Raw genomic sequence first — 16,127 nt, 5'->3', positions numbered from 1 at the left:
GTCGGGCTACCCGGGTTGGCCGGCGGCCGCCCGCTCGGCGACCACCACCGAGATGCCGTCGAGGACGCGTTGCAGGCCGAACTCGAAGGCGTACTCCGGCCCGTACGCGGCGCCGTGCTGCTGGCCCGCCGCGGTACCGACCCGCGCGGCGGTCGGATAGCTGCCGGCCGTCATGAACGTCTCCAGCCAGGGCGCGTGCGACTGCCACCACTGGCCGTCGGTCATGCCGGTCTCCCGCTCCAGGTCGACCACCTCGGACGCGGCACGCGCGGCGCTCTTCACGTGCCCGAGGACGAGGGTGAGCACCGCGTCCATCTCCACGTCGGTGAGCCCGATGTCGGCGATCGCGGTGAGCTCGTGGTCGTACTTGGCCAGCAGGTGGGGACCGAGCACCGGCCGGGTCGTCGTCTCGGCCCGCAGCATCCAGGGATGGCGCTGGTAGAGCACGAGATTGTCCCGGGCGATCCGCTCCAGCCGGGCCCGCCAGTCCCCCGCGACGGCGGCGCGGGGCATCTCGCCGTACACCGTGTCGATCAGGACGTCGACGAGTTCGGCCTTGCCCGGCACGTAGGTGTAGACCGACATCGTGCCGACGCCCAGCGCCTCAGCGACCCGGCGCATGGTCAGCGCGTCGAGGCCCTCGGCGTCCACGATGCCGATGGCGGCACGGACGATCCGGTCGACGCTGAGCCCCGGCCCGGCGCTGCGGCTGGTCGGCTCCCGGGTGCGCCAGAGGATGGCCAGGCTGCGGGCCGGGTCCGCCGTCGCCTTGCGCTCACTCGCCATGGTGCGGCAATCCTAACAACGCGGGCGTACGCCGTACGCCGCGCGCCGGCCCGACGGTCAGTCGCCCGCCGGGGCGATCGACCGCAACCAGCGGTATCCCGCCCCGAGCGTGGCCGCGAAGGCGATCACGATGGCGTACGACCAGGCGTCCCCGCCACCGGTCAGCTCACCGAAGCGGTGCGCGAGGAAGCCGACGAAGGTGGCCATGGCCAGCCCGGTGACCGCGACGACCGCGCGGAGATCGGCCACCACCGCCGCGTACGCCCCGGCGGCGACAGACATGAGCAGCGTCCGGGCCGGCAGTTCCGCCGGGGAGAACAGCGCCCCCGCGAGCAGCGCCGCACCGATCATGACCGCCCAACCGATCGCCACACTAATCCCGGTCGGCGTCGATCCGCCGGCCGCCGCGGTCCTCTGCTCCTGATCGACAACCACAGCACGCCTCCGGCGAGGGCGACGGCCCGTACCTCGGACCCGCCAATGGCCATATCAGCGCACCGCGGCGGGCGTCGGCGACGGCTTTCACGCGTCCACTACGCCGATCAGCGCGATTGTGACGCCGCGTTGACGCGCAGCCGCCGGATCACACACCTTCGTCGTTGTCGCGCAGCGTCGGGCCGGCGGCGGCCGGCACCAGATGACGAACCTCCGGTTCGCCGTCGGTCAGCTCCCGCGCCCGCTCCTCGGCCTGGCGGTCCTCGCCCGTCAACCGGCCGCCGTGCTGGCGCAGGTGCTCGCCCCAGGACGGCACCACGTACACCTCGACGAACAGGTTCGTGGTCTCGGCCGGCCGGAACAGCCCCCAACGCATCGCGCCGGTCCGCTGGCGGGCACCACGCACCAGGTCCATCGCGACCAGGAACGGTTGCGTCCGCTCCGGCTGGACGGTGTACTGCACCGTCACCAGCACCGGCCCCACCCCGGGGTCCGGCTCGTACGCCAGGTGCAGTTCCGGCCAGTAGGCCGCCGGGTCACGGTTCACCGTCCGCAGGTCCGGAAGCGGCCAGATCTGACTGGTCACGGTGCCGACCAGCATCAACCCCGCCGCCGCGAGATAGGCGAGGACCAGCCCGGCCACGTCGGCCAACAGCCCCCAGACGAGCGCACCGACCGCCTGCCCACCGGCGAAGCACACCTGGTAGACGGCCAACCCCCGGGCCCGCACCCAGCTCGGTAGGAAGAGCTGCATCTCGGCGTTGACGTTGGCCAGCACCGTCACCCAGGCCATCCCGGCGGGCAGCAGGGCGAGGAGCACCAGCGGCACCACCGGTACCGCGCCGACCACGGCCAGCGAGATGGTGAACAGCACCCCGGCGATCAGCAGGAGCTGATTGGCCGACAGCCGGGTCCGGATCACGGCCAGCAGCAGCCCACCCACGATGGCCCCGACCCCGAGGGCGGCCAGCAGCAGCCCGTACCCGCCGGAGCCCAGCCCGAGCCGCCGGGCAGCCACCAGCGGCAACAGTGCCCAGAGTGCGCTGGCCGGGACCACGAAGACCAGGGAGCGGCGCAGCAGCCGACGCACGGTCGGCGAGTGCTTCACGTAGCGGCCACCGGCGCGCAGCGCCGCGGCGAACCGCTCGGGCACCTCGACCGCACGAGCGTTGCCGGGTCGCCAGCGCACCAACGCGTACGTGAAGATCAGAAACGCGACGGCATTGAGCGCGAAGACCGGGGCGACACCGGTCCACGCGATCAGCACGCCGGCCACCGCCGGCCCGACCGCCCGCGCCACGTTCACGCTGATCGAACCGAGCGCGGACGCCGCCCGCAGTTGACCCTGCGGCACCAGCTCCGGGATCACCGCCGCCCAGGCCGGCAGGGTGAGCGCCTGCCCGACCCCGAACGCGAAGGTGAGCGTGAGCAGCAGCGCCGGCGGCATCCGGTCGGTCACGGTGAGCAGGGTCAGCGCCAGCGCCACCACGACCAGGAACAGCTGCACGGCGATCAACAGATGTCGGCGGTCGAAGTTGTCGGCCAGCACGCCGGCGGGCAGCGCCAGCAGCAGCACCGGCAGCAGGCTGGCGGTCTGGACCAGGGCGACCAGGGTGGAGGCGTTGGAGTGGTGGATCAGCAACCACTGCGCGCCGACCGTCTGCATCCAGGTGCCGATGTTGGCGGCGAGCAGGGCCAGCCACAGGTTGCGGTAGGCCGCGGTCCGCAGCGGCGCCCACGCCGAGGCCGGACGGTCGGCGGGTCCGGCTGCCGCCGTCACCACCGCCCGTCCGCGCGTAGCACGCGTTCGCCGGAGACGTAGAGATCGTCGGGTTCGAGCAGCAGCAGCCGGACGACTTCGGTGGCGACCTGCTCGGGCATGGCGTACACCTCGTCCAGGAACTCGGCGCCAACCCGTTCCTGCAGGCGGGTCGGCATCGGCCCGGGATGTAGCTGCATCACCTTGATCTGGTTGCTGTGCTGGGCCTCGGCCAGCGAATCGACCAGGCTGCTGCCGTAGCTCTTGGTGGCCCGGTACACCGGGATGCCGGGCCGGGGGGCCGCCAGCGCCAGCGCGCCGATGTACACCACGTTCCCGTGGCCCTGCCGGTGCAGGTGCTCCAGCACCTCCCGGAGCAGGTACGTGATGCCCAGTACGTTGATGTCCACGGCCCGCCGGATGTGCTCCACGGCGAGGTCCGCCAGGTCGCCGCCCGCCCACATCGACGCGCAGGCCGCCACCCCGTCGATCCTGCCGTAACGCCCGACCACCTCGGCGAACGCCTCACGAACCTGCTCGTAGGAGGAGACGTCGCAGAGCGCGCCGTCGCACCCCAGCTCGTCGGTCGCCGCGGCGACCTCGCCCGCCACATTGCCGAACACCACGACCTGGTGCTCGTTGACCAGCAGCCGGGCCACCGCGAGGCCGAGCCCGCTGGTACCGCCGACCACCACGAAGGTTCTGGCACCCATGTCACTCCAGCCGCCGCCAACGCAGGTCACGCGGTGCCGCGTGACGGCGCGTTCTTCCCATTTCCGGCCGCGCCACACCCGTTCCGCCCGACCTGCGGCCGGCGTCCGGGTAGCGAGGGTAGGGCTGGGCATACCTCAGAAGTGGATCTGGACGGCTGGGTCGACCCGTACGCTGGCGATTAGCGTCTGCGGCATGACCCCGGAACACCCCCGTCACCTGGCCGACGCGCTGCGCCGCCGCCGCTGGCTGATCTCCGCCTGGCCCTGGCGCGCGCTGGTCTACCTGGTCAGCACCGTGCCGATCGCCGGCGCTCTCGCCGCCGGGCTGCTCGTCATCGTCGCGCCGCTGCTGGCAGCCGTCAACGCGGTACGGCTACAGGGCCGGCCGCCCGAGATCGGGCTCATGCTGTTCCTGGCGGTCGGCAGCCTCACTCTGCTGGCGCTGGCGCCGCTCGCGAGCTTCCCGGTGGCCGCCGTCGAGCGGTGGCGGCTCGGCCTCGTGGACGGCCGACCGTTGCCCCCGTCCCGGTGGCAGGGCCTGGCTGCCCGCTACCGCACCGCCGCCGGCTGGCGGGAGGTGGCGTACCTGTTCTGGCTCGGCGGGTTCGTTCCGGTCGCGTACTGGGTGTTCCTGCTGCTGGTGCTCCTCGACCTCGGGCTGGTCGCCAGCCCCTGGCTGGCCGGCGACGCCAACGAGGTCATCGTGCTGTGGGGCACGGTGGACACCGCCAGCGAGGCGGCCCCGTACGCGATCGTGGGTGTGCTGCTCATCCCGGTGCTCTGGTACGCGGCCGGGCTGCTCGCCGCCGCCCAGGCCGCCGTGGCCCGGTGGGCGCTGGCCTGGCCGGTCGACGCGACGGCGCTGCGCGAGGTCGCCCGGTCCCGGACCCGGCTGGTCGGCGCGTACGAGGCCGAACGCCGTCGGATCGAGCGTGACCTGCACGACGGTGCGCAACCCCGGCTGACCAGCCTCACCCTCCAGTTGGGCCTGGCCCGGCTGGACGTGCCCGAGGACTCCCCCGCGGCCCGCCCACTGGCCGTCGCCCACGACCAGGCCCGGGGTCTGATGGTGATGCTCCGGCAGTTGGTGCACGGCATCCGGCCACAGACTCTCACCGACCTCGGCCTGGCCGGCGCGGTACGGGAGTTGGCCGACGCGGCCACCGTCGCGGTCACGGTGCGCACCGACCTCGACGGCGCACTGCCGGAGATTGTCGAGACCACCGCCTACTTCGTGGTGTCCGAGGCACTGGGCAACGTGGCCCGGCACGCCGGGGCGACCCGCGCCGAGGTGCGCCTCACCCGGGTCGGCGCGGATCTCGTCGTCGAGGTGTCCGACGACGGCCGCGGCGGCGCCGACCCGGCCCGGGGTACCGGCCTGACCGGCCTCGCCGACCGGGTCGCGGCTGCCGACGGTCGGCTGCTGCTGGCCAGCCCGCCCGACGGGCCCACCCTGATCCGGGTGGAGCTGCCATGTCGTCGGTGACCCGGGTGGTGCTCGCCGAGGACGAGGTGCTGCTGCGAGAGGGCCTGGTCGCGCTGCTGACCCGCTTCGACTTCGCGGTGTGCGCCGCCGTCGGCTCCGCGCCGGAGCTGCTGGACGCGGCCCGCGCCTACCAGCCAGACCTGGTGCTGACCGACATCCGGATGCCACCGGGGCGGGGAGACGACGGGCTGCGCGCGGCCGTCGCGCTGCGCGCCGAGCGGCCCCAACTGCCGGTCGTGGTGCTCAGCCAGTACGTGCAGACCGGGTACGCCGCAGAGCTGCTGGACAGCGGCGACGGCCAGCGGGTGGGCTACCTGCTCAAGGACCGGGTGGCGGAGGTGACCGAGTTCGTCGACACGCTGCGCCGGGTCACCGCCGGCGGCACGGCCATCGACCCGGACGTGATCCGGCAACTGCTGCACCGCCCACGTGACCCGCTCGCCGCACTCTCGGCCCGGGAACGTGAGGTGCTGGCGCTGCTGGCCGAGGGCCGGTCCAACGCATCGATCGCCGGCCGGCTGCACGTCACCGAGGCGGCGGTCGGCAAGCACGTCGGCAACATCCTGCTGAAGCTCGACCTGCCGCCCAACGACGACACCAATCGTCGGGTGCTCGCGGTGCTCACCTACCTGCGCGCCGACCCGGCCGCCTGACCGGCGCGCTGCCGCGGCTCAGGATGAGCAGTCCGGCGTGGCGCGCACCGGGCATGTCTGTCTTTCGAGCGTGATACCTGTGAGTCATATCTATGACTCACAGGTATCGCCCTCAACCGAGTGATGCCCCGGATCGGGGCGGCCACTCGGTCTGCGCCGTTGCCCACCCGGGCTCGGGTCGGGCCTGACCAGCCGGGGCGTAGATTCGATCAGCGGGACCGCCGTCACCGGGACGCGGACCGGGAGACGGGAGTACGGCATGGCGGAGGCGCTGCGGGTCGGTCTGCTGGGTTACGGGCTGGCGGGCCGGGTGTTCCACGCGCCGCTGATCGCCGCGACGCCCGGGCTGCGGCTGGACGCCATCATGACCCGTGATCCGCAGCGACGCGAGCAGGCCCGGCAGCACTTCCCGGACGCCCGCCTGGTCGACGACGCCGACGAGCTGTGGCGTACGCCCGACGCGCTGGACCTGGTCGTGGTGGCGACGCCGAACCGGCTGCATGTGCCGATGGCTCGGGCTGCGGTGACCGCCGGTCTGCCGGTGGTGGTGGACAAGCCGTTGGCCCCCACCGCCGCCGAGAGTCGGGCGCTGGTCGAGGAGGCCGACCGCCAGGGAGTGCCGCTGACCGTGTTCCAGAATCGCCGCTGGGACGGCGACTTCCTGACCGCCCGCCGCCTGGTGGAGCAGGGCGAGCTGGGACGGGTGCTCCGCTTCGAGTCCCGGTTCGAGCGGTTCCGTCCGACGATCAAGCCGGGCTGGCGGGAGCTTGCCGGTCCCGAGGAGGCCGGCGGCGCCCTGTTCGACCTCGGCGCCCACCTCATCGATCAGGCGGTGCAGCTCTTCGGCCCGGTCGACCGCGTCTACGCGGAGGTGGACCGTCGTCGCGCGGGCGCCGCGGTCGACGACGACGCGTTCGTGGCGTTGACCCACACCACAGGGGTGCACTCGCACCTGTGGATGGGCGCGATGACCGCTCAGCTCGGGCCGCGACTGCGGGTGCTCGGCGACCGGGCCGGTTACACGACGTACGGGCTGGACGTGCAGGAGGCGGCGCTGCACGACGGCGGCCGGCCGGACCAGCCGGGCTGGGGCGAGGTCCCGCCGGAGCGGTACGGCCTGCTCGGTGTCGACGGTGACCTGCGGCCGGTGCCCACCGAGCCCGGCGCCTACCAGAGCTTCTACCAGCAGGTGGCGGCGGCGCTGCGGGACGGCGCGCCGATGCCCGTGGATCCACGGGACTCGGTTGCCACCGTTGAGCTGATCGAGCTGGCGCACCGATCGGCGGCCGAGGGCGTGGTGCTTCCGGTTCCGGCCTCCTGACCGCGAATCGAATCTGCTTGCGGGCTTGACCCTGACGCTGCGTCAACCCTTCATGCTGGCTGTCATGAACACCCCACCTACAACCGATCGGGTCGAGCAACCCGCGATACACGTGCAAGGCCTGGAAAAGTCGTTCAAGCAGCTGAAGGTGCTGCGCGGCGTGGACATCGACGTGGCACGGGGCAGCATCTTCGCCCTGCTCGGCTCAAACGGGGCGGGCAAGACCACAGTGGTGAAGATCCTGTCCACGCTGCTCAAGGCCGACGCAGGGGCTGCCCGGGTCAACGGCTTCGATGTCGCGACGCAGGCCGCCGACGTACGCGAGTCCATCAGTCTCACCGGGCAGTTCGCGGCGGTCGACGAGATCCTCACCGGGCGGGAGAACCTCGTCCTGGTCGCCAAGTTGAGGCATCTCAAGGACCCGGGCACCATCGCGGATGACCTCCTGAAGCGCTTCTCGCTGACCGAGGCGGCCGCCCGGAGGGTGGCGACGTACTCCGGTGGCATGCGCCGCCGTCTGGACATCGCGATGAGTCTCATCGGCGATCCGCCGGTCATCTTCCTCGACGAGCCGACGACCGGGCTGGACCCGGAGGCCCGCATCGAGGTGTGGCAGGCGGTCAAGAAGCTCGCCGAGGGCGGCACGACCGTGCTGCTCACGACTCAGTACCTCGACGAGGCAGAGCAGCTCGCCGACCGGATCGCGATCCTCCACGAGGGTCGGATCATCGTGAACGGCACCCTCAACGAGCTCAAGCAGCTCCTCCCACCCGCCAAGGTCGAGTACGTCGAGAAGCAGCCGAGCCTCGAGGACGTCTTCCTCACCCTCGTCGGCGCCAGGACGGACAAGGAACAACGATGAACAAGCACTTCCTCGGCGACACCACCGTCCTCCTGGGACGTTCGCTGCGCCACATCAGCCGCAGCCCGGACACCATCATCACGACCGCGATCATGCCGATCGCCTTCATGCTGCTGTTCGTCTACGTCTTCGGCGGCGCGATCGAGACCGGGACCGGGACCGGCTCGTACGTCAACTATCTGCTGCCCGGCATCCTGCTCATCACGATCGCCTCGGGAATCTCCTACACCGCCTTCCGGCTCTTCCTGGACATGCAGGGCGGCATCTTCGAACGGTTCCAGTCCATGCCGATCGCACGATCCTCGGTGCTGTGGGCGCACGTGCTGACCTCGCTGGTCGCCAACCTGATCTCACTCGTGGTCGTCGTCCTCGTCGCCCTCCTCATGGGCTTCCGCACGGGGGCGGGCGTGCTGGGGTGGCTCGCGGTCGCCGGCATTCTGGTCCTGTTCACCCTGGCGCTGACCTGGATCGCCGTGATCCCCGGCCTCACCGCAAAGTCCGTGGACGGCGCGAGCGCGTTCTCGTACCCGCTCATCTTCCTGCCGTTCATCAGCTCGGCCTTCGTGCCCACCGAGTCCATGCCCGGTCCGGTGCGCGCCTTCGCCGAGCACCAGCCGGTGACCTCCATCGTCAACGCGATCCGAGACCTGTTCACCCAGCAGCCGGTCGGCGCGGACATCTGGACCGCCCTCGCCTGGTGCGTCGGCATCCTCGTCGTTGCCTACATCTTCGCCAACATGTCCTACCGTCGCAGAATCTCCTGAACCGGCGTCGACCGGTCTGGGCGAGTTGAGGGCAGGATCAGAGCATGCTGACGATCGGTCAACTGGCGGAGTACGCCGGCGTCACAGTGCGGGCGGTGCGGCACTACCACCAGATCGGACTACTGCCCGAGCCGGAGCGGGATGCCTCGGGTTACCGGCGGTATGGCGCAATGGCAGTCGTGTCCCTCATCAAGATCCGCACCCTCGCCGACGCAGGCGTGCCCCTGTCGCAGATCAGTCGGATGCTCGAAGCCGACCCGTCGACGTTTGCCGAAGTTGTCGAGAGAATCGACAGCCACCTGCGCGACGAGATCGAACGGCTGGAGACCAGCCGCAAGCAGATCGCGCAGCTCGCTGCCGGGGACAGCCTGGCGCTCCCACCGGAGGTGACCTCCTATCTCGATCGGCTTCGGGAGATGGGGGTGTCAGAGCGAATGGTGGAGTCCGAACGGGACGGGTGGATCCTGGTTGCGGCGCGCTGGCCGGATCGGATCCCCGAGGTGATGTCCGGAAAATTCGCGATGCTCGACGACCCGCAAAACGTTCGGCTCTATCGGGTCCTGTCGGAGATCCTCGACTGCGACGCAGGCGACGACCGGCGTCTGGAGGAAGCCGCCGACATCATGGCCGGCCTGGCCGAGCAGGCATACGCCTCCGGTGAGGCCGGCCTCGGCGACCTGGGGCACGACGATCTACCGTTTGACCTTCTGGACGCACTTGCCGTCGAGTCCGACCCGCGGACGGAGCGGATGGTGGAACTGATGCGCGAGCGTGGCTGGACCGGTTGGAACCGGATGGAGCGGCTGGCAGAGCGGCCCGACTGACCTATTCGGCATCCTCGTCGGTAGGGGCGTCGTCCGGCTCCCGGGCGTCCTCGTCGGTCAGCGCGTCGTCGGACCCGTCGGACCGGTCAGACCGGTCGTCGAACACGGCGAGCCGACGCTGCGCCTCCCGCGCCTCCTCGTCGATCTGAGGGCTCTCCTCATCGGGCTCCTGGGACATGGGCGACGACCTCCATCGGGCGGGTGCCTACCCTCTCCTGGTACCCCGCCTGGCACGGCGGACACGGCCGACAGGGCAGGAACCGCGCTGAGTCGGCCAGGTAAGGCCGCAGACCAGCGAAGGGCAGCCGTTGGCGCTTGTGGCGGAGGTCACCTCAGTCATGGTCCAGCAGCAGTGACCCGCACCCTGGCACCGTCAGGGGGAGTCGAACACCGGGCCGGCCGATGACCGCGCCGGGCTGGTGCCCGGGCGCGTCGCCGGCCCGGCCCGGTGCCGGATCAGCGCTTCAGTTCGCGCCAGGAAGGGTGGGTACCGCGCCAGGCGTCGGCGAGGATGGCCGCCGAGGCCCGGCTGGGGCACTGCTGCACCCGCTCACGACCCGACGCCCCACCAATCTGGGCGCGGACCTCCCAACCCTGCCCGTCAGTACGGATGTACACGTCCCGACGCCCGCGTGGGGTCGTGTCTCCGTTCCACCAGTGCTCCTCCACCATCATTCGCCGACCGTATAGCAATTCGCCGGCCAGGGGTACGGCACAGGTGGGCTGCAACCGTGGCAAAAACCGCAATTCAGTCACATTTCCGGCCGCCTGCTGACGAGGAAGGACCGTACCGGCGGTTTCCTCCCATCCTGAGCAACGAAACAGACCACGGATCAGACGCTGCCTGCGCCCGCACTCACCCCTGCGCGGTGAGCAGGTAGTCGTCGGCTTCGGGGCTCCACCGTAGGTCGACCGCGCCACTGGTCGCGGCGGCCTTGCAGAACTGGAGGAAGCTGCGGTAGCCGAGCTTCTTCTCACTGAAGTCGGGGCGGGCCCTGCGCAGCTGGTTCTTCAGCCCGGACAGCGCCACCGGATTGCCGCCGCTGCCGAGCTCCGCCACCACGCCACGGAGCAGGCCGAAGGCCACCTCCCGGTCACCATGCTCGGGCAGCGAGACCTCGGGGTCGCCCTTCGCGGGGCCTTCGGCCAGCTCGACCACGTTGTGCCCGGCGAGGTGGCGCAGCAGTTCACCAAAGGTGCGGAACCCGTAGTCGGACTCGCTGAACGTCGGGTCCTTGCGCAGCAGCGTGCGCTTGAGCCGGGAGGCGGTCACCTCGCCGCTGGCGCTGCCCTGCAGCCCGGCCACCGTCTGGGCCACCAGCACGGCGAGGGCATCCACGTCCCGGCCGGGCTCCTCCCCCGCCGGCCGACGCTCCGCCTCCGGCTCCCGTTCCCGCTCCGGCGCCACCTGCTCGCGCTCCGGCTCGGGCGGTCGCTGGTCCGGGCCGGGCTGCCGCACCGGACGGCCGCGCCGGCTGCTGGTCGGCGGGATGTCCACACCCTCCAGCCGGTCGTAGTAGAGGAACTCGTCGCACGCTGGCGGGAGCAGCGCCGAGGTCGACCCCTCGACCCCGACGCCGATGACCCGCTTGTTCAGCTCGCGGAGCTTGTGCACCAGCGGGGTGAAGTCGCTGTCGCCGCTGCAGATCACGAAGGTGGAGATGTAGTCGCGCTCGAAGGCCAACTCGATCGCGTCCACCGCCATCTTGATGTCGGCCGCGTTCTTGCGGGAGGCGCCCATCCGCTGTGGGATCTCGATCAGCTCGACGTGGGACCGGGTGAGCATCCGGCGGTCCTCGTCGAAGTACGACCAGTCGGCGTACGCCCGCCGCACCACCACCCTCCCCCGCTCGGCCAGCGCGTCGGCGATGGGCCGGAAGTCGAAGTCCGCGCCGGCACGGTTGTCGCGCGCCCCCAACGCGAGGTTCTCGTAGTCCAGGAAAAGGGCGATCCGGTCTTCTTGATCCACGTCGGCCAGCCTACGCCCGGGGTGACCTGGCCGGGCCCAGGTGACGCACGACACGTCGGTTCGCTGCCCGTTCAGTTCTTGCGGCCAAACTGTCGCTTCTTTTCGTTGTTCGATTGGTGTCTTGCAGCACAGTGTTCGGTGCTGCATCATGACGATCAATGTCGGGCGTCGGGGGAACGCCGGGCGGACCTCCATCACCACCCACACAGGAGGGTCACCGATGTTTCGGAGCATCATGCCGGCGCGGGGACGCCCGGGCCGATCGGTCGCCACCGCAGTCGCGCTCGCGACCGCCCTCACCACGCTGGTCGGCGGGCCCACCGTGGCCGTCGCCGGTCCACCCACGCACTCCGGAGCGGCGCCGGTGGTCACCCGGGCCGCCCTCGACCCGGCTCTGGTCGCCGGGCGCGGCGCCGACGTCGACTTCGTCGAGCAGGAGGCGGAGAACGCCCGCACCAACGGCGAGATCATCGGTCCGGACCGGTCCGCGTACACACTGCCCGCGGAGGCCTCCGGCCGTCGGGCCGTCCGGCTCACCCCGGGCCGGTACGTGGAGTTCGTCCTGCCCAGCGCGGCCAACGCCATCACCGTGCGGTACAGCATCCCGGACGCGCCGCAGGGCGGCGGGATCACCGCACCGCTGGGCGTCGCGGTCAACGGCAAGCACCTGCGCAGCGTGACGCTGACCTCGCAGTACTCGTGGCTCTACAACCAGTACCCGTTCTCCAACGACCCCCAGGCCGGGCTGTTGCACCCGGACTGGTGGATCACCGAGTGCTCGTGCGTGCCGTCGGCCACCACCCCGTACCCGACCATCAGCACGCCGTTCCGGCCCACCCACTTCTACGACGAGCAGCGACTCCTGCTCGGGCGCACCTACCGGGCCGGTGACCGGATCCGGCTCACCGCGCCGGCCGGCAGCGCCGCCGCCTGGACCGTCATCGACCTGCTCGACTCCGAGCTGGTCGCGCCGCCGCGCATCCGGCTGCTCGCGGCCAACGTGCTGGCCTTCGGCGCCGACCCGACCGGGCGGCGGGACTCCGCCGATGCCCTGGACAAGGCCATCGCCTTCGCCCGGCGCACCCACCTGAAGGTGTACATCCCGCCGGGCACCTACCAGGTCAACCGGCACATCATCGTCGACGACGTGACCATCGAGGGCGCCGGCAACTGGTACACCATCATCAAGGGCCGGGAGGTCGCCCTGCCCACGGCCGCGCCGGACGGCTCGGTGCACACCGGCGTCGGCTTCTACGGCCGGGACGCCGTCGACGGTGGCAGCCGGAACGTCCACCTCTCCGGCTTCGCCATCGAGGGCGACGTCCGGGAGCGCATCGACACCGACCAGGTCAACGCGATCGGTGGGGCGATGAGCAACTCGACCATCGACGGGCTCTACCTGCACCACACCAAGGTGGGCCTCTGGTTCGACGGGCCGATGACGAACGTGCGCGTCACGAACAACATCATCGTCGACCAGATCGCGGACGCGCTCAACTTCCACACCGGCGTGACCAACTCGCTCGTCGCGCACAACTTCGTGCGCAACACCGGCGACGACGGCCTGGCGATGTGGTCGGAGAAGACAGCCAACACGCGGAACACGTTCGACCACAACACGGTGCAGTCGCCCACGCTGGCCAACGGCATCGCCATCTACGGCGGCACGGACAACACCGTCTCGCACAACCTCATCGCCGATCCGGTCCGTGAGGGCAGCGGCATCCAGGTCGGTTCCCGCTTCGGCGCGGAGCCGTTCACCGGGCACCTCTGGATCACCAACAACACCACCGCCCGGGCCGGCACGTACGAGCTGAACTGGAACATCGGCCTTGGCGCGATCTGGTTCTTCGCCCTGGACCGGAGCATCGACGCGACCATCGAGGTGGCCGGCGACGCGTACCTCGACAGCACGTACAACGCGATCATGCTGGTCAGCGACTGGCCGGTGAAGGACCTCTACTCGATCACCAACGTGCACTTCCGGGACATCCGGGTCGACGGCACCGGCACCTCGGTGGTCAGCGCCCGCACGGCCGGATCGGCCTCATTCGCCAATGTGGACGCCCGCAACGTGGGGGCGGTCGGCGTCAACAACTGCGGGTCCTTCCACTTCACCCCGGCCGGATCGGAGTTCGCGTTGACCGACCTCGGCGGCAACGACGGCGGCTGGCTGGCCCCGTGGCTGCTGCCCAACACCATCACCTGCGACGACCGGCCGCCGGTCTCGCCGCCGCCACCCCCGGCGCACTGGTGAGCGCGGCGGGCGGCCCGAGCAGTCGGGCCGCCCGCCGTCCGTCAGCTGCCCAGCCGCTGCCGGGCCAGGAACTTCGGCACCACCATCCGCCACGCCTCGGTGACCAGCTCGGTCATGTACCCGTGGTCCAGTCGCGCGGTGTGGCAGCACACCCAGTGGAAGCGCAGGTCGGCCTCGCCTGGCAGGAAGAACAACTCCGGCTCGGCGGCGACCAACCCGGCCCGCTCCTGCTTCGGGAACCCGAAGCCCATCGTCGCCTCGTCCCGCGAGAATGCGACATAGACGATCGACCCGACCCGGAACTTCACCCGGTCCCGGATCAGGTGTTCGCTGCTGCGCGGCAGCGTCCGGGCGAGGGCTCGCACGTCGGCGACGGTGACCACACCCCGACCGTAACGGCCGGCCGGCCCGTCCGTCGACCCGCGACGGGCGGACCGGGCCGCCGTGACGTCAGCGCGGCCGGGCGTACGCCAGCGGCACACTCGTCGGCTGCCCGTTCCAGGTGCCGAGCAGGGTGGCCCCGGAGGCAGCGGCGTCCCCGCCCCCGGGCCGGCGGACGACGGCCAGTTCGACGGAGTCGGTGACGATCAGCGTGGCGTCCTCGTCGACCACCCGCCGCACGGCGCCGACCGGTGCCACGTCGGCGTCCCCAGCGCCGCTGGCGGCGATCGTCATGGTGGGCTCGCGCAGTTCGCGCCGACCGTCGACCTCGATGTACTGCTCCGCCTGACCGGTGTCGGCGAGGATCGCCTGGGCCAGCGCCGTGGCGTACACCGGGTCGGCGCAGCCGTCGTACACCCAGCGCGGGCCGAGCACCGAGTGTTCGGTGGTGCCCACCAGCCAGTCGTCGGCGCCATCAAGGGGCGCGGCACGGTAGGTGAGCGGGACCTGGTGGACCGGCCCGTCGGCGGTGCCGACCAGCATCGTCTCGATGCCGACCTCGCCGGCCGGGTCGTCGAAGCGGTAGGCGCCGCGGCTCAGCACCTCCACGCCGGCCGGCCCGTGGTACCACGGTCGGCCGGGCAGCCAGGTCGCCAGCAGGTCGAGCTTCGAGGGGCGCAGAGTCGCCCGGTGCAGCAGTGCCATGCCGCCAGCCTAGGGACGGCCTACCGGCCGGCCGCCCCCGGGTCGGGGCCGCCCACCGTCGGCCGAGAGCACCGGTGGGCGTGGTCTGATGGTCGCCGCAGCGGCGCTCGGGTCACAGGCCCGTGCACGGGTTGCCGCTCACCGTGCAGCCCTCCGGTTCCCTGGCCTTGGGTCGGCTGTCGCGCACGTCGAAGCGGAACGTCTGCGACCCACCGGTCGGCACGGCCGGCCCGGTGAAGGTGACCGCCAACCCGTCCTGCCGCCAGTCCGCGCCGTTGACGTCGTCGATGGTGCTGCCCTCGGCGAGGGTGACGACCACGGCCCACTGCTCCGCCGGCGCGCTGCCCGGGTTCTCGACCACCACCTCTCCGGTGTAGCCGAACAGCCGGCTGGAGTCGGTGTCGTAGCGGGCCGTCACCGGCTGCGTCGGCGGCGGGGCCGCCGTCGGGGTGCGGGACGGCTTGGCCGTCGGGGTACGGCTCGGGCTGGTGGTCGGCGACGCGGTGGTCCGCGAGGGGCGCGCCGAGGCCGCCGTCGCCTTCGGAGTGTCGGTGGGCGCGTCGGCCGCCACGGTCGGCGTCGGTGATGTCGTCGGGAGTGGCGTGGCGGCGTGGTTCGACTCGGCCGGCATCGTGACCCACGCCGCCAGCCCCGCCAGTAGCACGGCACCGGCCAGCACCGCGACCACCGTGCGGCGGCGGCGGGCCCGGGCGCGTCCGGTGCCGACCGCGCCGATCATCGGCAGTTCGGCCGTCATCCCGGCCTCGCCGCGGCGAAGGTCGACCTGCTGGAAGGCGAGCCAGTCGAGGATGGCCGGCAGGCGAACGGTCAGCGCCTGCCGGAGCTGCTGCTCGCGCGGTTCGCTCTGCTCGGCGGACCAGGTGCCGTGCGTCGTGACCTCGCGGACCGCCAGCCGGCAGCCCTGCTTCGTGACGGTGACGGCACAGGTCAGCTCGGTGAGCCGGCCAGCCTCGTCGCAGCGCAGCGCCAGCAGCTCCGGCACCCGCCGCTCGGTCACCTCGACCTCGACGTTGGCGTCGAAGCCAGGCAACCCGGCCGTCTGCAGCACCAGTCGGTCCGGCACGCCCGCCACCGTCTCGGCCTCGGCGAACCACCGGCCGAGCAGCTCCCGATCCGTCAATGCGAGCCAGACCCGGTCAGGCGGGTGGGACAGGTCGACCTGCGCACCGATCTCGATCACGGCGCGACTCT

General features: G+C 71.5%; 17 protein-coding genes. 7 read left to right on the top strand and 10 right to left on the bottom strand.

Annotation, left to right across the window (positions count from 1 at the left end; all coding sequences use genetic code 11):
- Nucleotides 1–6: 6 nt before the first annotated feature.
- The 4 genes from OG470_RS17310 to OG470_RS17295 all read right to left on the bottom strand — a co-directional run bounded on the left by OG470_RS17310 (nucleotide 7) and on the right by OG470_RS17295 (nucleotide 3,693).
- On the bottom strand, nucleotides 7–786 hold the full coding sequence (locus OG470_RS17310) for a TetR/AcrR family transcriptional regulator (protein WP_328425533.1): 780 nt from the start codon (nucleotides 784–786) through the stop codon (nucleotides 7–9).
- 57 nt (nucleotides 787–843) lie between these two features.
- Nucleotides 844–1,158 carry a hypothetical protein gene (locus OG470_RS17305; protein WP_328425531.1) on the bottom strand — a complete coding sequence of 105 codons (315 nt, stop codon included), beginning with the start codon at nucleotides 1,156–1,158 and terminating at the stop codon, nucleotides 844–846.
- 211 nt (nucleotides 1,159–1,369) lie between these two features.
- Nucleotides 1,370–3,001 (bottom strand): MFS transporter, encoded by a 1,632-nt coding sequence (locus tag OG470_RS17300; RefSeq protein WP_328425529.1) that lies wholly within the window; start codon nucleotides 2,999–3,001, stop codon nucleotides 1,370–1,372.
- Complete coding sequence (locus OG470_RS17295) at nucleotides 2,998–3,693, bottom strand: SDR family NAD(P)-dependent oxidoreductase (protein WP_328425527.1); 696 nt, start codon at nucleotides 3,691–3,693, stop codon at nucleotides 2,998–3,000. Before OG470_RS17295 ends, OG470_RS17300 begins: the two co-directional genes overlap by 4 nt.
- A gap of 193 nt (nucleotides 3,694–3,886) precedes the next feature.
- Here OG470_RS17295 and OG470_RS17290 point away from each other — a divergent pair, with 193 nt between their 5' ends.
- The 6 genes from OG470_RS17290 to OG470_RS17265 all read left to right on the top strand — a co-directional run bounded on the left by OG470_RS17290 (nucleotide 3,887) and on the right by OG470_RS17265 (nucleotide 9,603).
- Entirely contained in the window at nucleotides 3,887–5,179 is a 1,293-nt protein-coding gene (locus OG470_RS17290; RefSeq protein WP_328425525.1) for a sensor histidine kinase, read from the top strand.
- Entirely contained in the window at nucleotides 5,167–5,832 is a 666-nt protein-coding gene (locus OG470_RS17285) for a response regulator transcription factor (RefSeq protein ID WP_328425523.1), read from the top strand. Before OG470_RS17290 ends, OG470_RS17285 begins: the two co-directional genes overlap by 13 nt.
- Before the next feature lie 259 nt (nucleotides 5,833–6,091).
- Nucleotides 6,092–7,153, top strand: coding sequence for a Gfo/Idh/MocA family oxidoreductase (locus tag OG470_RS17280; protein ID WP_328425521.1), 1,062 nt, complete (start codon nucleotides 6,092–6,094; stop codon nucleotides 7,151–7,153).
- Nucleotides 7,154–7,217: 64 nt separating this feature from the next.
- Complete coding sequence (locus tag OG470_RS17275) at nucleotides 7,218–8,015, top strand: ABC transporter ATP-binding protein (protein WP_328425519.1); 798 nt, start codon at nucleotides 7,218–7,220, stop codon at nucleotides 8,013–8,015.
- Nucleotides 8,012–8,779, top strand: coding sequence for an ABC transporter permease (locus tag OG470_RS17270; protein WP_328425517.1), 768 nt, complete (start codon nucleotides 8,012–8,014; stop codon nucleotides 8,777–8,779). The genes OG470_RS17275 and OG470_RS17270 overlap by 4 nt, the downstream gene beginning before the upstream one ends.
- 44 nt (nucleotides 8,780–8,823) lie before the next feature.
- Nucleotides 8,824–9,603 (top strand): helix-turn-helix domain-containing protein, encoded by a 780-nt coding sequence (locus OG470_RS17265; RefSeq protein WP_328425515.1) that lies wholly within the window; start codon nucleotides 8,824–8,826, stop codon nucleotides 9,601–9,603.
- 1 nt (nucleotide 9,604) lies between these two features.
- Here the strand turns inward: OG470_RS17265 and OG470_RS17260 are convergent, their stop codons facing one another.
- The 3 genes from OG470_RS17260 to OG470_RS17250 all read right to left on the bottom strand — a co-directional run bounded on the left by OG470_RS17260 (nucleotide 9,605) and on the right by OG470_RS17250 (nucleotide 11,572).
- The gene (locus OG470_RS17260) at nucleotides 9,605–9,781 is read right to left on the bottom strand and encodes a hypothetical protein (protein WP_328425513.1); all 177 of its coding nucleotides are present in this window, start codon (nucleotides 9,779–9,781) and stop codon (nucleotides 9,605–9,607) included.
- Nucleotides 9,782–10,059: 278 nt separating this feature from the next.
- On the bottom strand, nucleotides 10,060–10,278 hold the full coding sequence (locus OG470_RS17255) for a hypothetical protein (RefSeq protein WP_252419515.1): 219 nt from the start codon (nucleotides 10,276–10,278) through the stop codon (nucleotides 10,060–10,062).
- Nucleotides 10,279–10,459: 181 nt separating this feature from the next.
- Entirely contained in the window at nucleotides 10,460–11,572 is a 1,113-nt protein-coding gene (locus tag OG470_RS17250; protein ID WP_328425508.1) for an NYN domain-containing protein, read from the bottom strand.
- A 220-nt stretch (nucleotides 11,573–11,792) separates the two neighbouring features.
- Between OG470_RS17250 and OG470_RS17245 the strand changes: the two genes are divergently transcribed.
- Nucleotides 11,793–13,829 carry a glycosyl hydrolase family 28-related protein gene (locus tag OG470_RS17245; RefSeq protein ID WP_328425506.1) on the top strand — a complete coding sequence of 679 codons (2,037 nt, stop codon included), beginning with the start codon at nucleotides 11,793–11,795 and terminating at the stop codon, nucleotides 13,827–13,829.
- A 41-nt stretch (nucleotides 13,830–13,870) separates the two neighbouring features.
- Here OG470_RS17245 and OG470_RS17240 read toward each other — a convergent pair whose 3' ends face one another.
- From OG470_RS17240 to OG470_RS17230, 3 genes are all read right to left on the bottom strand, one after another.
- Complete coding sequence (locus OG470_RS17240; RefSeq protein WP_328425504.1) at nucleotides 13,871–14,212, bottom strand: MmcQ/YjbR family DNA-binding protein; 342 nt, start codon at nucleotides 14,210–14,212, stop codon at nucleotides 13,871–13,873.
- Between the two features lie 67 nt (nucleotides 14,213–14,279).
- Nucleotides 14,280–14,915 carry a CG0192-related protein gene (locus tag OG470_RS17235; RefSeq protein WP_328425502.1) on the bottom strand — a complete coding sequence of 212 codons (636 nt, stop codon included), beginning with the start codon at nucleotides 14,913–14,915 and terminating at the stop codon, nucleotides 14,280–14,282.
- 112 nt (nucleotides 14,916–15,027) lie between these two features.
- Complete coding sequence (locus tag OG470_RS17230; RefSeq protein ID WP_328425501.1) at nucleotides 15,028–16,116, bottom strand: cellulose binding domain-containing protein; 1,089 nt, start codon at nucleotides 16,114–16,116, stop codon at nucleotides 15,028–15,030.
- Nucleotides 16,117–16,127: the final 11 nt, after the last annotated feature.

The sequence above is a fragment of the Micromonospora sp. NBC_00389 genome, from assembly GCF_036059255.1.
Classification (GTDB): Bacteria; Actinomycetota; Actinomycetes; order Mycobacteriales; family Micromonosporaceae; genus Micromonospora.
This window is presented reverse-complemented; position numbering and strand designations above follow the sequence as displayed.

Excerpts from the sequence above, each read along its gene's own strand:
- OG470_RS17310 (WP_328425533.1), bottom strand. The coding sequence starts at position 786 with ATGGCGAGTGAGCGCAAGGCGACGGCGGACCCGGCCCGCAGCCTGGCC.
- OG470_RS17295 (WP_328425527.1), bottom strand. The coding sequence starts at position 3,693 with ATGGGTGCCAGAACCTTCGTGGTGGTCGGCGGTACCAGCGGGCTCGGC.
- OG470_RS17290 (WP_328425525.1), top strand. The coding sequence starts at position 3,887 with ATGACCCCGGAACACCCCCGTCACCTGGCCGACGCGCTGCGCCGCCGC.
- OG470_RS17285 (WP_328425523.1), top strand. The coding sequence starts at position 5,167 with ATGTCGTCGGTGACCCGGGTGGTGCTCGCCGAGGACGAGGTGCTGCTG.
- OG470_RS17280 (WP_328425521.1), top strand. The coding sequence starts at position 6,092 with ATGGCGGAGGCGCTGCGGGTCGGTCTGCTGGGTTACGGGCTGGCGGGC.
- OG470_RS17275 (WP_328425519.1), top strand. The coding sequence starts at position 7,218 with ATGAACACCCCACCTACAACCGATCGGGTCGAGCAACCCGCGATACAC.
- OG470_RS17270 (WP_328425517.1), top strand. The coding sequence starts at position 8,012 with ATGAACAAGCACTTCCTCGGCGACACCACCGTCCTCCTGGGACGTTCG.
- OG470_RS17265 (WP_328425515.1), top strand. The coding sequence starts at position 8,824 with ATGCTGACGATCGGTCAACTGGCGGAGTACGCCGGCGTCACAGTGCGG.
- OG470_RS17260 (WP_328425513.1), bottom strand. The coding sequence starts at position 9,781 with ATGTCCCAGGAGCCCGATGAGGAGAGCCCTCAGATCGACGAGGAGGCG.
- OG470_RS17255 (WP_252419515.1), bottom strand. The coding sequence starts at position 10,278 with ATGATGGTGGAGGAGCACTGGTGGAACGGAGACACGACCCCACGCGGG.
- OG470_RS17245 (WP_328425506.1), top strand. The coding sequence starts at position 11,793 with ATGTTTCGGAGCATCATGCCGGCGCGGGGACGCCCGGGCCGATCGGTC.
- OG470_RS17235 (WP_328425502.1), bottom strand. The coding sequence starts at position 14,915 with ATGGCACTGCTGCACCGGGCGACTCTGCGCCCCTCGAAGCTCGACCTG.